Below are 12,802 nucleotides of genomic sequence, written 5' to 3'. Positions count from 1 at the left end.
CTCCACGGGGGTTTTCTCCCCGTACCCCACGGAGGGGCGAAAGAGACAGCTTATGCGGTAAGGGTGACCTGTCACGCGGTCCGGGCGGCCCCGGAACGCCGCCGGCCGAGCCGGGCGGCCTGCCGCAGCGCGGGCTCGGCGAGGCCGGGGGCGTGCCGCTGGAGGAACACCGCCGTCCGGGCCCGGCCGCCGGGCAGAACGTAGAGGTCACGGGCCGGACGCGCCAGCGAGCGGTCGATCTCGTCGAGGACCCGCCGGGCCGGCATGGCCCGCGTCCGGCCGACCGCCGGGTACCGCGCCACGATCTGGCGGAGCATCGGGGTGTCCACCTGCGCGGGGCACACGCAGCGGATCTTCACCCCGCTGTCGCCGTGCTCCCGGACGAGCCCCTCGGCGTAGGCGTTGACCGCCGCCTTGGCCGCCGCGTACGCCGCGGTCATGGGGGTGGTCAGCCATCCCGCGAGGGAGGAGAAGAGGATCAGCTCCCCCTGGCCGAGAGCCAGCATGCCCGGCAGGGTCGCCCGGACGACATGGACGGTGCCGAGGTAGTTGACCCGCATGATCCGTTCGACCTCGTCCAGGGGCTGCTCCAGGACCGGGCCGAAGGGTCCGATGGCCGCCGCGTGCAGGACCCGGTGCGGCGTGCCCGTCTCGGCCACGACGGCCTCGACGGCTTTAGGGTCCGCGACGTCGCACACCCTCGTGTACATGTTGGGAGAACGTGCCGCCGTGCGGCCGAGGCCCGCCTCGTCCACGTCCACGGCGACGACGTCCCAGCCCGCGGCGGCCAGGCGCTGCGCCGCGAGCGCCCCCATCCCGCCGCCCGCGCCGGTCACCAGGGCCGTCCGCGTCCCCCGAGGGAGGAACGTCCCCCACGCGGTCCGGGCGGCCGTCTCGTCCTCGTTCATGGCCGGACCTCCGCGGCGTCGGCGAACTCCATCGTCAGGTGCGCGACCGTGCTGCTGCTGAGCGCGCGGGCACGGTGGAGACCGAGTCCGCGCAGCTGGTCGGCCACCGGGTGATCGCCCAGCGTGAGGCTCGCTCCGCCCGGCCGGAACCGGACCCCGGAAGGCGACATCGTCCACGGGGTGCGGCGGGTGACCCCGTCCAGGCAGGAGTACGCGTCGACCTTCGGTGTCCCGGCTCCGGACGGCACCGGCAGGCCGGGCCTCACGGCCAGCTCGAGCGCCGTGCGGCCGCCCAGGCGCACGGCGCACCGCTTGATCCTGCTGGTGAGGTCCATGGGGATGTCGGCGATCTCCTTGGGGAATCCCCAGATCGTCCGGCCCGCGTCGAGCGTGAACTCCTGGTTGACCGGCAGCCAGTGGATGAACGCGCCGACGGGCCCGCCGCCCGGTGGACGTACGAGGAAGGCCACCGCGAACTCGTGGTACGGGCCCAGATCACCGTCCGCGTAGCGGATGAAGGCCAGCGAGCAGACGGCACGGCGGCGGCCAGGGAGCGGCGTGGCCACCCGCAGGCCGGAGTAGTCGATGACGGCCTGGGCCGGGGCGGCGGGCACGGCGAACATCGCCGAGGCCACCGCGGCGTCCCGGATGCGGACGGGCATGGTGACCCGCTCACCCTGAATCACATGACTCACACCGCTTAGTAGAACAGGTTCTTATTTTCCTGTCACTACGGGGGTCACCGGGATTCGAGCGCGGCCTTCAGCCGTTCCAGCGTGGCGCGCATGCCGACCCGGTTGACCTGAGCGCGCCGTTCGGCCGGCACGCCCGTGAAGACCTTGCCGAGCAGCGAGACGAACCCCGCCCCGCGGCTGTCGCGGCGCAGGTCCTCCCAGTACTCGGTCAGGCGGGTCGAGCCGTCGCCGATGCCCTCGATCCGGTAACCCCAGAGCGCCACCGGCATCCCGAAGCTCGCCACCCGGAACGCGAAGACCTCCCCGGGCACGGCGGCGCTCACCTCTCCCGTGGTGAACCAGAGCCGCCAGCCGATCCGGTTGAAGCCCACGAACCGCGTGCCCGTCTCGATGGAACGCCCGCGTACCCACACGGCGAACGTCTCCGGGCTCCACTCGCCCATCCGCCGCAGATCCGCGATCGCGCCGTACACCGCCGCGGGCTCCGCCTTGATGGCCACGCTCTCCTCGACCACCCATTCCCTGTCCATGCCGAGATCATCTCAGGGACGGGCGGAACCGGTCAGCGCAGATGGGCGAACCGTTCACGCCATTCGCCGTACCACCGCTCGAACCAGGGGTCGGCCGCGGCGAGCGGCAGGATGTAGGTCACCGTCTCGGCGTAGTAGCGGCGCTGGTAGTCGGGCGGCATCTGGTAGAGGCGCTGCACGTTGCTGACCCGGTCTGCCAGCTTGACCAGCACGGCCTCGCGCGGCGCCTCGCCGAGCCTCCGCAGGTACGCCGCCTTGGCCGCGCGCTTGGCCTGCCGGCCCGCGCCCGCCGCCGGGGGCTTGGTGACCCAGTCGACCAGCTCGGCGACGACCGGCCCGAACTCGGCCTCCACCTCGCTCACGGTGGCGCCGGTGTCCTCGACGACGTCGTGGAGCAGGACGGCGGCGAGCAGGTCGGAGGAGGTCACCTGAGGGCCGCGGACCAGCACTTCGAGGGCTTCGAGCAGGTGCTCGACGTACGGCACGCCCGTGGGCCGCCGCTGGTCGCCGTGCCAGCGCTGAGCCGCCGTCGCCGCCTTCTCCACGGCCGGCAGGTCCACGGGCAGCTCCGCCAGATCCGCCTTGGCCTCGTCCCAGGTCCGCCAGGAGGTGAAGGTCTCCACTCGCGCGCTCCGTTCTGCCCGTTGTGCCAGGTCTCCAGCCTCACACAGGGCGGGCAGGCGGCGCTCACGGCCCGCCTGTTCAGCGGAGCGATCCGCCTGTTCAGTGGAGCGGTCCGCCCTTGTTCAGCGGAGCGGCGCGGTCGTCAGCCGAGCGGTTCGGTGGGGACGGGCTGCGGAACGGGTGACCGTCCGGCCCAGGCTTCCAGCTGCGAGACGAACTCCCCGGCGTGAACGGCCCAGTTGAAGCGCGCGCGGGCCGTCTCGTATCCCCGCTTGCCCATCCCGGTGCGGAGGCTCGCGTCTTTGGAGAGTTCGAGCACGGCGTCCGCGGCGGCCCGCGGGTCGCCGTGCGGGACGACGATCCCGGCGCCGGCGGGCTTCACCACGGCCACCGTCGCGGGGTGCGGCGTGGTGACCACCGGTACGCCGTGGGCCATGTACTCCATGACCTTGGCGGGCACCGGGCGCGCTTCCTCCGCCTCGGGGCGCGGCAGCGAGAGCCCGGCCGTCGCGCCTTCGGCGATGCGCAGGGCCCGGTCGTTCGGGACGAACCCGTACCACCGCAGCACGCCCTCCCGCTGGGCCTCCCGCAGCGCGGGCCTGACCTGCGGGTCGGCGGGGCCGATCAGCTCGACCATCACGCCCGCGGCGGCCAGCAGCCGGGCCAGCGCGATCATTTCGTGGGTGCCGCTCCCGGCCGACAGCCGGCCGACGTAGACCGCCCGGCCGGGGCCAGGGGGCGCGGGCGGCTCCGCCGCGACGCGCGCGGTGTTCGGCACCACCGGGTGCGGCCGGCCGAACCGGGCCTGGTGGCCCTCCTCCGCGAGCAGCAGCCGGTGCCGGCGCTCGCCGCGCGCCTCCAGCCGCCGCGCGAACGGGCGCAGCAGCGGGCGGACGGGCCGGAGCAGGTGCCCGCGTTCGGTCAGCGCCTCCACGGTGTCCTCGTGGACGTCCCAGACCACGGTCCGCCGCCGCACCGCCCTGGGCAGCGAGATCAGCAGCTCCGGGTCGTGCAGCAGCACGACGTCGGCGTACACGGAGTGCTCGGCCAGGGCGCGGTGCGCGGCACGCAGGGCCGCCAGGCGCCGCCGGCCCGTCGACCGCGGCACGTCCACCGGGCTGATCTCGCGCCAGGGCGTCACGTTGCAGGCGCGGAACGGCGCGATGTAGGTGATCTCGTGACCCGCGTCGAGCAGGGCGCGAATCTGGCGGTGCAGTACCCGGGCGTCCTCGGGATGACGTGCGATGGTGCACACGCAGACCCGCATGGGCTCACTCCTGGGGGGAGACACTGTCCTTCCGGGCGATTGTGGGCGCGCCGGGCGAATTCCCGCCGTACGGGAGGGTGACCGCGGATGAACGTCGGCAGGGCGGTGAGCGGGCCCCATGGGCGTTTCTGACCCCTCCTAGACGCAATGTCCCCATGCCGTTGTACGGAGGTTCACCTTCCCGTCGCGAAACCGAACCACAATGCGCAGAGTGTCCGTACTCTCATCGTCGCCGCCCGCGCTCCGGCGGGGACAGCACGCCCCCAAGGCCTGGGTGGAGTCACCGCTGCAGCTGCTGTCGGCGGTGGAGGCCCACCACGCCGGCCTGCTCGGCCACGGGACCGAGGTCGTGCTGCGGTCGGGCGTCGACCCGCTGGTGGCGACGGCGGCCGAGGTCGAACGGCTCGGACCGCACCGGGGGCTCGCGGGCGTGCACGTGGGCACGCGGGTGCCGCTGCCGGCGGGCACGGGGACACTGGTGATCGGCGACGCCTTCTCGGGCACCGTGCAGCGGCGGCTGCTGACGCTCCGGGCGCAGCGGCTGGTGATCGCCGATGACGGCCTGGCCACCATCCACCTGCTCGAACTGCTCGCCGCCCCCGACCCGCGCCCGCTGATCCGGGCGCGTGCCCGGCCCACGATGGCCCGGCAGGCGCTGGGCCTCGCGGCCGCCACCCGGCTGCGCGCCCTCGGCCGGGCGGGCCGCGTGGTCGTCTTCACGGCGCTGCCGGTCCCGGAGGAGCTGCGCACGGCGGTGACCGCGCACGGGATCGAGGTCGTCGCGCACGACTTCCCGTGGTTGCGGAGCCGGCCCGCCGGACCCCCGCCGCAGGAACGGCAGGTCGTCCTGGGCAGCTCCCTGGTGGCGAACGGCCTGGTGCACCGGGAGCGTTACCTGGAGTGGATCGCCGGTCTGGCGGCCGTCGAGCCGATCGCCTACCGTCCGCACCGGCGCGAAGACCCGGCCGACCTGGCCGAGCTGCGGCGCGACCCGCGCGTCTCGGTGGCCGAGCCGGGACCGCCGGTCGAGGTCTGCCTGCGCGGGCTCACCCGCGAGCACCGGGTGATCAGCCTTCCGTCGACCGCGCTGACGTCGCTCCGGCTCGTCCTGCGCGGCAACGGCACTACGATCGAGGGCGTGACCGTTCCCGCCGAATGGTGGACCGAGCGGGCCGACGCCGCGCTGCGCGAGCACCTGAGTCTCTTCCTCGACGGCCCGGGGACCACCCGTTGACCGTGTCCCCGTCGACCGAGCTCCCCTCGGGCGCGCGGCCGTCCACCGTGCGGGTGCTCGCGCTGGCCGACTCCGACTCCTACCTCAAGTGGGCGGCCTGCCTGCTCGACGCGCTGCCGCCCGGCTGGACCGCGCGCACCGCGGTCGTGCGATCCCCGATCACCCCGTCCGCCGACCAGATCCGCGCCGCGCTGAACGGGAGCATGACCGCCGAGGCGGAGGTGCTCCCCGCCCGCAGGTTGCGCCGCGTGCTCGCCGAGTACGAACCCGACGTGGTCCTGCTCGCCTGCACCGGCCCCGTCGTCGAGACGCTGACCGGCATCATCCTGGGTCGCGGCGGACCCCGGCCCGTCCTGGTCTCCGGGCTCCCCGGGATCTCGGTGCCCGCCAGCGAGCGGGCCTGGCTGTTCCGGTCGGCCGCCGACCTGTTCATCGTGCACAGCCATCGCGAGGTCGCCGAGTTCACCGAGATCGCCCGCGGCCTCGGCGTCCGCGGCACGGTCGGCCGCGCCCGGCTGCCGTTCCTCGATCCGGCGCCGCCCAAGGCGCGGCGCGACCGTGTCGTCTTCGCCACGCAGGCCAAGGTGCCCGTCGCGCGCGGCGAACGGCGGCGCGTCCTCCTGGCGCTGGCGGCGCTGGCCGAGCGGCGCCCCGACCTGCGCCCCGTCGTCAAGCTCCGTGCCTGGGCCGACGAGCAGCAGACCCACCGCGAGCTGCACCACTACGAGCTCCTCTGGCGCGAGCTGGTGGCCGAGGGGGCGGCGCGTTCGGGCGCTCTGACCTTCGACACCGGTCCCATGCGCGAGCACCTCTCGCACGCCGCGGGCTTCGTCACGGTCAGCTCCACCGCCGCCCTGGAGGCCATCGCCGCTCAGGTGCCCCTCCTCGTCCTGTCCGACTTCGGGGTGAACGCCGAGATGATCAATCTGGTGTTCGAGGGCAGCGGCTGCCTCGGGACCCTGGCCGACCTTGAGGCCGCCGACTTCCGTACCCCCGACCAGAGCTGGTGCGCCGCCAACTACTTCCACGACCCGGTGGACGACGACTGGACCGCCCATCTCTCCGGCCTGGTCGCGCAGGCACGGACCGGCGCCCTGCCCGTTCCCGTCCGCCTGCCGTATCCCGGTGGCGCCCGTGCCCGCCGCAGGGCCAGGATGCGCCTGGAGGCGCCCGCCGCCATGGAGGTCATCTCCGCCGTGCGCCAGGCCCGTCAGCGCGCCTTGAAGGCCTGACCACGCCCTGATCGGCGGGCGGCTACGGGACGGTTCGCCGCCGCAGCCGGATGCCGCGGCGGCGCCTCTGGTCGAGCGGCGGGTCGGGAGCCGGAGCGGGCTCGGGCACGAGCGGCCGCGGCACCAGGCGCAGCTCGTCCAGGCGCGAACGCGAGAAGTACCGCGCCATCGGGCCGTCGGCGATCTCCTCCAGGAACGCGCGGGCCTCCTCACGCCGCTCCGCGTGGACGGTCGCGCGCATGCAGTAGGCGATCGCGGTGACGAGCGACGCCAGCCGATCGCCGGAAACGGCGGCCGGAGCGCGTAGCTCGCCGTCGCTCGTCAGCTCGGGAAGCGTCGCGTGCAGGATCGCCAGTGGAATCCGGTCGGGATGGTCGTAGCGCGGCAGCTCTTCCAGCCGCCGCGCGACACCGGTGGCGGCCACCGGCAGGTCGTAGAGGCGCGCCGCGGTGAGCAGAGCGCTGGACGAGCCGGTGACGAGGGACGGGGTGGAGCGGGCGAACAGCACTTCGGGCGGGGTAGTGCCGTCGGCCTCGACGTCGTCCAGCCGAAGCACCTCCGGTACGGCGGGCTCGTCGGCCGCGTCGGCGACCTCGGCCACGGTCTTGCGGAAGGAGGAGGCCGGTATCGCCGTGACCGGCGGCGCGTACTCGGCCAGGAACAGCGGCCGGAGGCCCTCGACGAGATCAAGGTGAAGCAGCCCCGCGACGCGGCTGCCCACGCCACCCGGCAGGGCGCCCATGGTGGGGCCGTAGGCGGCGAGCCCCGGCTCGCACACGGTCAGCGGGGCGTCATGGAAGATCGAGGCGAGCGCGCGGGCGGGACCCTCGGTGATCGAGTCGGTCACCAGCTCGACCGGTGCCGCGCCCAGCCCCCAGCTCCGTCGCAGCAGCCGGGCCAGCAGCGGCTGCTCGTCGCGCGGCGGAGCCCAGGCGCCCGGATGCAGGGGCGCGATCTCCGCCGACCAGTCGATCACCTCGTCGAACCGCGAGGCCAGCGTGGCGAAGCCCGGCAGCTCGTCCAGCGCGGGCTCCTGCTCGGGGATCTCGCCCGTGCGGGCCAGCACGAGGATCCGCCGCGGCGCCCCGGTGAGCAGGCCCGCGTCCACGGCGGCGCAGAGGGCGAACAGTCCCGAGGCCGTGCGGGCGGTGAAAAGACCGGTCATGGCTCCAGTCCGATCCCGAGCGTTCGCTCGAAGAGCTCCATGCGTTCGCGTCCCATGGCGGGAAGGACCTCGGTACGCAGGTGGCCGGGCACGCCGAGCATCGCCGTCGCGGCCCGTTCGCGCAGGCGGGCGCGCATCTCGGCGGTGAGGCGCTCCTCCTTCCTGAGATGATGCGCGATCACCGCGAAGTAGTTGCGGACGGCCTTGCGGGCGAGGCGGTCGCCGTCGGGGTCGTCGGCGAGCCCGGCCAGCACGCTGTCGAACGCCTCGAAGAAGTGCAGCTGGCGCTCGTCGCCGATCTGGGTGAGCGAGGCCGGCACGTCGCGCCGGTAGAAGACGCCCGCGAGCGAGACGACCGCGTACGACGCGGCGGCACGGTGCAGCCGCCAGATCCACGGCCGGTCCTCCGCGGTGTGCAGCCGCTCGTCGAAGCCGAGCAGCCCGGCCTCGGCCAGCTCCCGCCGGTAGATGCCGTTGTAGCACTGCGGGTAGTCCACCATCGTGGGCTCGTGCGGCGGCATGATCGACTCGCGCGGGGAGAAGACCGTGTCGCGGCGTCCTTCGGGGGCCCGGAAGAGCGTCCGGCGGCGGCCCGACACCTGGACGTGGTCGGTGCGGACGAAATCGCACCCGAGGGCCTCGATCGCGGCCAGCAACGCGAAGAGATGGCCCGGCGCCATCCAGTCGTCGCCGTCCAGGAACGTGATGTAGCGCCCTGAGGCCACGGCCAGCCCTCGGTTGCGGGCGGCGCTGACGCCGAGCGGACGGTCGTGGCGGATGGACACCAGGCCCGGCAGCCGCGCCCGGTGGTCGTCGATGATCTCGGGGGTGCGGTCGGCGGAGCCGTCGTCGACGACGATGAACTCGATGTCGTCGCGGACGTTCCCGGCCAGCCCGCGCAACATCGCCGGCGCGTACGGCGCGACGTCGCGCGCCGGAACGATGACCGAGACCGCGATGTCGCTCATGACCGGCATCCTTTCGTCGGGCCGGCGTCCATGGACCGGGTCATCAAAGTGAGCTTGCCCCGCTTGAAGCGCCACTCGCCGGATGGGAGGAAGGCCCCCGCGTAGCCGACGAACCGCAGACGGGCTTGCACCCAGGCGGGAGGCGGCGTCTTGCCCGCGAGGTCCCAGAAGACCCAGACACGCTGCTTCAGGCACAGCCGTCGCTTCATGACTTCCAGCTGCGTGTCCGCGCCCACGAGGTTTCCCGCCTGGGCCGGGGTCTGCGCCAGCATCACGTCGTCCAGCCCGCGGTAGGCGTCCGGATATCCCGCCGAACGCCAGCGCATCGCCGGCGTGAGGAAGAGCACCGCGTCCCCACTGTGCGCGTGCCTCTTCAGGACGGCCGCCGGAGTGCGCAGGTCGTCCCACCGTTCGTCCGCTTCCCGGATCTTGAACTGCGGTGGTACGACGAGCACGGCGAACGCCGCCAGGCCCGCGAGCGGCAGGGGACGCCAGAGCCGTGCCGTCCACACCAGGCCCGCCGCCATCAGCAGCGCGAGCGCGGGCAGGCAGACCACCATGTAGCGGTGGCGGTAGAGCGGCGTCGCCACGGAGACCGTCAGCAGGATGACCGGCGGCAACAACAGCCATGGCGCGGCGAGCGCGCTCAACGTCGGCGCCGGCAGGCCCTCAGCCGCGGGAACGTCGCGTTCGCGGCGGACCCAGCCCGCGCGGCGCAGCCCGGCGAGCAGGCCCAGCCCGCTGGCCGCCAGCGACACCCAGATGAGCGATTCGTGCCCGGAGAGGAACTCCACGAGCCTCCAGACGTCCTCGGACGTCGGGTAGGGGATGCTGGCGACCTGGTGCTTCTGGCTCTGCGCCTTGGTGACGAAGGGGTAGAGCACCAGGCCGGTGATCAGGCTTGAGACGCACCAGCCCACGAAGACCCGCATCCTGGTCACGCGCGACAGGAATCCCCCGGCCAGCATCAGCAGGTGCGCGGCGGCCAGGAGCAGCGCGAAGAGGTTGAGCACTCCGACCAGGACCATGGCGACGGCGTGCGCGGCCAGCCAGGTCCACCACCAGCGCGGCGACTGGACGGCGCGGACGAGCACGTAGGTGGCGACCACGCCCATCGCGGTGGCCAGCGCGTACGGCCGTGCCTCCTGCGCGTACCGCGTCACCGTGACGTTGCCCGCGTAGACCAGCCCCGCGACCAGTCCCACCCAGGTCGAGGCGCAGCGCCTGCCCAGGGCGGTGATCCCCGCGGCGGCGACGCAGGCCGCCAGCGCCGACAGCGAGCGGGCGCCGAGCTCGGTGTAGCCGAAGATCTCCAGCCATTGCCGCATCACCAGGTAGTAGCCGGCGTGCACCAGGTCGAGGTGCTCGGTCACGGCGCGGGTGAAGTCCGGCAGGTCGCGGCGCGCCATGCTGAGCGTCGCGGCCTCGTCCAGCCAGAACGAGGGTCCCGAGATGCCGAGGAACGAGATGACGAGCGCCGCCACCGCCGGTATCAGCGGAACCGTGAACCTTCCGGTGAAGCGCCGCCGGACCGAGGTGAAGCGGCGGCGCTCCATGACGGCCGCCGGTTCGGAGGCGGCGGTGGCCGCCCCTGCCGAGCCGCCCGTCATCCGGTTCAGCATCGGCGCCTAGCCCGTGGCTTTCAGCCGTGCCGGCAACTCGCGGGCCTGCTTGACCAGGACCCGTTTCAGCAGCTTGCCGCCCGGCCGTTCCACCAGCCGGTGGATCGCGTACGCGAGCAGGAGCATGCCCGCGATGGTGGCGAGCAGCGTCACCGGCGCGGCCACGTCCAGCTTGCGGTGCAGGACGCGGATCGCGAACCAGCCCAGGTGCTCGTGGATGAGATAGAACGGGTACGTGAGGGCGCCCGCCGTGGTCAGCCAGCGCCAGCCCGCCCAGCGGAACCAGCCCAGCGCGACCGCGGCGACGGAGGCGAACGCGAGCGTGACCACCAGCAGGATCACGTACGGCGACCGCTGCGCGAACGATCCGGTCGCGTCGGGGCTCCACATGTCGCCGGTGACGTAGTACTGGCCGAGCAGCCAGCTGATCACCACGATGCCCCAGAGCAGCAGGTCGCTCCCGTACCGGTGGATCAGGTAGAGCGCGAGCCCGCCGGTGAAGAACGGCGCGTAGGAGTCGACCGTGATCTCGCGCAGGATCTCCAGGTCGGTGCCCCGGGTCAGCACGCCCGCCACCAGCCACAGGCAGCAGAACAGCACCACCCGCCGGTACGTCGCGCCGCGCCAGACCACGAAGAGCGCGAACAGCAGGTAGAAGCGCAGCTCCACCCAGAGCGTCCAGCACACGCCGAGCACCCGGTGGGCGCCCGCGGGCTGCTGCAGCATCGTGAGGTTGACCAGGAACTCGTCCAGCCGTACCGGCTTGGCCACCGCGGGCAGCACGAGCGACGCGGCGGTGACGAGGACGATCGCGACCCAGTACGCCGGGTAGAGGCGGCTCACGCGGGAGCGGAAGAAGTCGCCGAGCGACCGTCCCCAGCAGCTCATGCAGATGACGAACCCGCTGATGACGAAGAAGAACTCGACGCCGAGGTTGCCGTAGACCGCGATCGACGACAGGTCGGGGAACAGCGCGCGGGGCGACTCGCCCCACGACTCCGACACCGTGCCGCCCCGTCCGGTGTAGTGGTAGAAGCAGACCATCAGCGCGGCGATGATGCGCATGCCGTCGAGCGCGCGCAGGCGGTCGCCGCCCTGACGGCTCCGGCCCGGCGTGGTCTCGGCCGGTCTCGGCTCGTCTCGTGCGGGTGGCACGAGCACCGTCGTGCGGGCGGCCGTCGTGTCGGTCATTTCGGCCGCGCCCGCAGTTGCTCGGCGCGGCGCAGCGCGGCGATCGCGAGCTGCCGCCGCCGGCTGCTGCGCGGCAGCACGGAGTTGAGCACGCGCGGATGCGACTGGGCGAGGCCGCCGGGCAGGTCCAGCGTCGTCAGGCGGCGGCGCTTGAAGTAGCGGGTGAGCTCCGCGCCCTGATGGGCGTCGAGATGGGCGATCGCCCGGGCCCGCAGGTCGGGACGGGCGGAGGCGCGCATGCAGTACGTGACGGCGGCGACGAGCGGGACGAGTTCGGCGGCGATCGCGCCGGCGCCGATCCGGGGCTCGTGCAGCGTGCCGTCCTCGGCCAGTCGCGGGATCGTCGTGTCGACGATCGTCACCGGGACGCGGTTGCTGTTCTCATAGGGTTTCAGCCGTTCCAGCAGCAGCCCGGTGCCGACCGCCGCCGCGGGCACGCCGTAGTAACGGGCCGCGGTCACCAGCGCCGTGGAGAAGCACCCGACGACCAGCTCGGGCCGGATCGCGGCGCACCACGCCTCGGCCGGCACCGGCGCGTCGATGATCAGCAGCCGGACGTTCAGCCGCGCGGCCTCGGCGGACAGCCGCTCGGTGGCGCGCACGGGGCTGCCCGGGTGCGGTTTGAACAGGATCGTGCCGTGGCCGCGCGCCGCGGTGCCGCGCAGCATCTCCAGGTGGAGGTCGTCCTCTTCCTCGTCGGTGAGGATGCCGAGTGCCGACAGGTACTGCCCGATGATGATCGGCGCGCCGTCCAGGCCGTCGCCGTACGCGGCGATGGCCGGGGCGACCCCGGCGTGGAACTTGTCGAGGACCGAGCGGAACGGCTCGTCGGGGATGACCTCGGCGGGCACGCCGTACTCGCGCAGCAGCTGCGGTTCGAGGCCGGGCACGAGGTCGAGATGCAGCTGACGGCTGATCTTGGTGCCGATGCCGTGGGGGAGCGCGTTGCGCGTCGGGCCGTAGCTCATCAGCCCGTCGGAGTAGACCGTCACCACCGCGTCGAAGAAGATCGCGGCCAGCGAGCGCGCGGGCGGCACCGCGATCGACTCGGTGACCAGCTCGACCGGCTCGTCGCCGAGCCCCCAGCGGTCACGGAACATCCGTTCCCAGACGGGCAGGTCCTCCATCCGGGGTTCCCAGCCGCTCGGATGCAGCGGGGCGATCTCGGCGTTCCACGAGATGACGTCGTCGAAGCGCGGCGCGAGCGTGTCGAAGCCCGGCACCTGGTCGACCGGCGTGGCGAACTCGGGCATCGCGCTGTTGTTGCTGACCAGCAGCACCCGCCGGCGGTCGCGCGGGCCGAACGCCCCGGCGTCGATCGCGGCCGACAGAGTGATCGCGCTGAACAGCGTCGAGGTCATGAAGA

Annotated in this window: 12 protein-coding genes; 2 read left to right on the top strand and 10 right to left on the bottom strand. The window is 73.2% G+C overall.

Features of this window, described 5'->3' with window-relative positions:
- Nucleotides 1–71: 71 nt before the first annotated feature.
- The 5 genes from ABD333_RS34755 to ABD333_RS34735 all read right to left on the bottom strand — a co-directional run bounded on the left by ABD333_RS34755 (nucleotide 72) and on the right by ABD333_RS34735 (nucleotide 4,024).
- Entirely contained in the window at nucleotides 72–908 is an 837-nt protein-coding gene (locus tag ABD333_RS34755; protein WP_344546793.1) for an SDR family NAD(P)-dependent oxidoreductase, read from the bottom strand.
- A complete protein-coding gene (locus ABD333_RS34750; RefSeq protein ID WP_344546792.1) occupies nucleotides 905–1,603 on the bottom strand; it encodes an acetoacetate decarboxylase family protein in 699 nt (232 codons plus the stop codon). The genes ABD333_RS34755 and ABD333_RS34750 overlap by 4 nt, the downstream gene beginning before the upstream one ends.
- Nucleotides 1,604–1,647: 44 nt before the next feature.
- Entirely contained in the window at nucleotides 1,648–2,133 is a 486-nt protein-coding gene (locus tag ABD333_RS34745; protein ID WP_344546791.1) for an SRPBCC family protein, read from the bottom strand.
- Nucleotides 2,134–2,165: 32 nt separating this feature from the next.
- Nucleotides 2,166–2,756 (bottom strand): HD domain-containing protein, encoded by a 591-nt coding sequence (locus ABD333_RS34740; protein ID WP_344546790.1) that lies wholly within the window; start codon nucleotides 2,754–2,756, stop codon nucleotides 2,166–2,168.
- Nucleotides 2,757–2,899: 143 nt separating this feature from the next.
- Nucleotides 2,900–4,024 (bottom strand): glycosyltransferase family 4 protein, encoded by a 1,125-nt coding sequence (locus ABD333_RS34735; RefSeq protein WP_344546789.1) that lies wholly within the window; start codon nucleotides 4,022–4,024, stop codon nucleotides 2,900–2,902.
- A gap of 211 nt (nucleotides 4,025–4,235) precedes the next feature.
- Between ABD333_RS34735 and ABD333_RS34730 the strand changes: the two genes are divergently transcribed.
- Both ABD333_RS34730 and ABD333_RS34725 read left to right on the top strand, forming a co-directional pair.
- Nucleotides 4,236–5,258, top strand: a complete 1,023-nt coding sequence (locus ABD333_RS34730) for a hypothetical protein (RefSeq protein WP_344546788.1) — start codon at nucleotides 4,236–4,238, stop codon at nucleotides 5,256–5,258.
- A gap of 2 nt (nucleotides 5,259–5,260) precedes the next feature.
- Nucleotides 5,261–6,490, top strand: a complete 1,230-nt coding sequence (locus ABD333_RS34725) for a DUF6716 putative glycosyltransferase (RefSeq protein WP_344546901.1) — start codon at nucleotides 5,261–5,263, stop codon at nucleotides 6,488–6,490.
- Nucleotides 6,491–6,512: 22 nt separating this feature from the next.
- On the opposite strand, the gene ABD333_RS34720 is transcribed toward ABD333_RS34725, so the two are convergent.
- Genes ABD333_RS34720 through ABD333_RS34700 form a run of 5 tightly spaced genes read right to left on the bottom strand, consistent with a single transcriptional unit; the run spans nucleotide 6,513 to nucleotide 12,797 of the window.
- Nucleotides 6,513–7,655, bottom strand: a complete 1,143-nt coding sequence (locus ABD333_RS34720; RefSeq protein ID WP_344546787.1) for a hypothetical protein — start codon at nucleotides 7,653–7,655, stop codon at nucleotides 6,513–6,515.
- Entirely contained in the window at nucleotides 7,652–8,623 is a 972-nt protein-coding gene (locus tag ABD333_RS34715) for a glycosyltransferase family 2 protein (RefSeq protein WP_344546786.1), read from the bottom strand. The genes ABD333_RS34720 and ABD333_RS34715 overlap by 4 nt, the downstream gene beginning before the upstream one ends.
- Nucleotides 8,620–10,233 (bottom strand): glycosyltransferase family 39 protein, encoded by a 1,614-nt coding sequence (locus ABD333_RS34710; protein ID WP_344546785.1) that lies wholly within the window; start codon nucleotides 10,231–10,233, stop codon nucleotides 8,620–8,622. Before ABD333_RS34710 ends, ABD333_RS34715 begins: the two co-directional genes overlap by 4 nt.
- An 18-nt stretch (nucleotides 10,234–10,251) precedes the next feature.
- Nucleotides 10,252–11,436 (bottom strand): acyltransferase family protein, encoded by a 1,185-nt coding sequence (locus ABD333_RS34705; RefSeq protein WP_344546784.1) that lies wholly within the window; start codon nucleotides 11,434–11,436, stop codon nucleotides 10,252–10,254.
- On the bottom strand, nucleotides 11,433–12,797 hold the full coding sequence (locus tag ABD333_RS34700) for an alpha-2,8-polysialyltransferase family protein (RefSeq protein WP_344546783.1): 1,365 nt from the start codon (nucleotides 12,795–12,797) through the stop codon (nucleotides 11,433–11,435). Before ABD333_RS34700 ends, ABD333_RS34705 begins: the two co-directional genes overlap by 4 nt.
- Between the last annotated feature and the right edge of the window lie 5 nt (nucleotides 12,798–12,802).

This window comes from Actinomadura fulvescens (genome assembly GCF_039533225.1).
GTDB classification, from domain to species: Bacteria; Actinomycetota; Actinomycetes; order Streptosporangiales; family Streptosporangiaceae; genus Spirillospora; species Spirillospora fulvescens.
The sequence above is the reverse complement of the archived record's forward strand: the minus strand, read 5'-3'. Positions and strand labels throughout refer to the sequence as shown.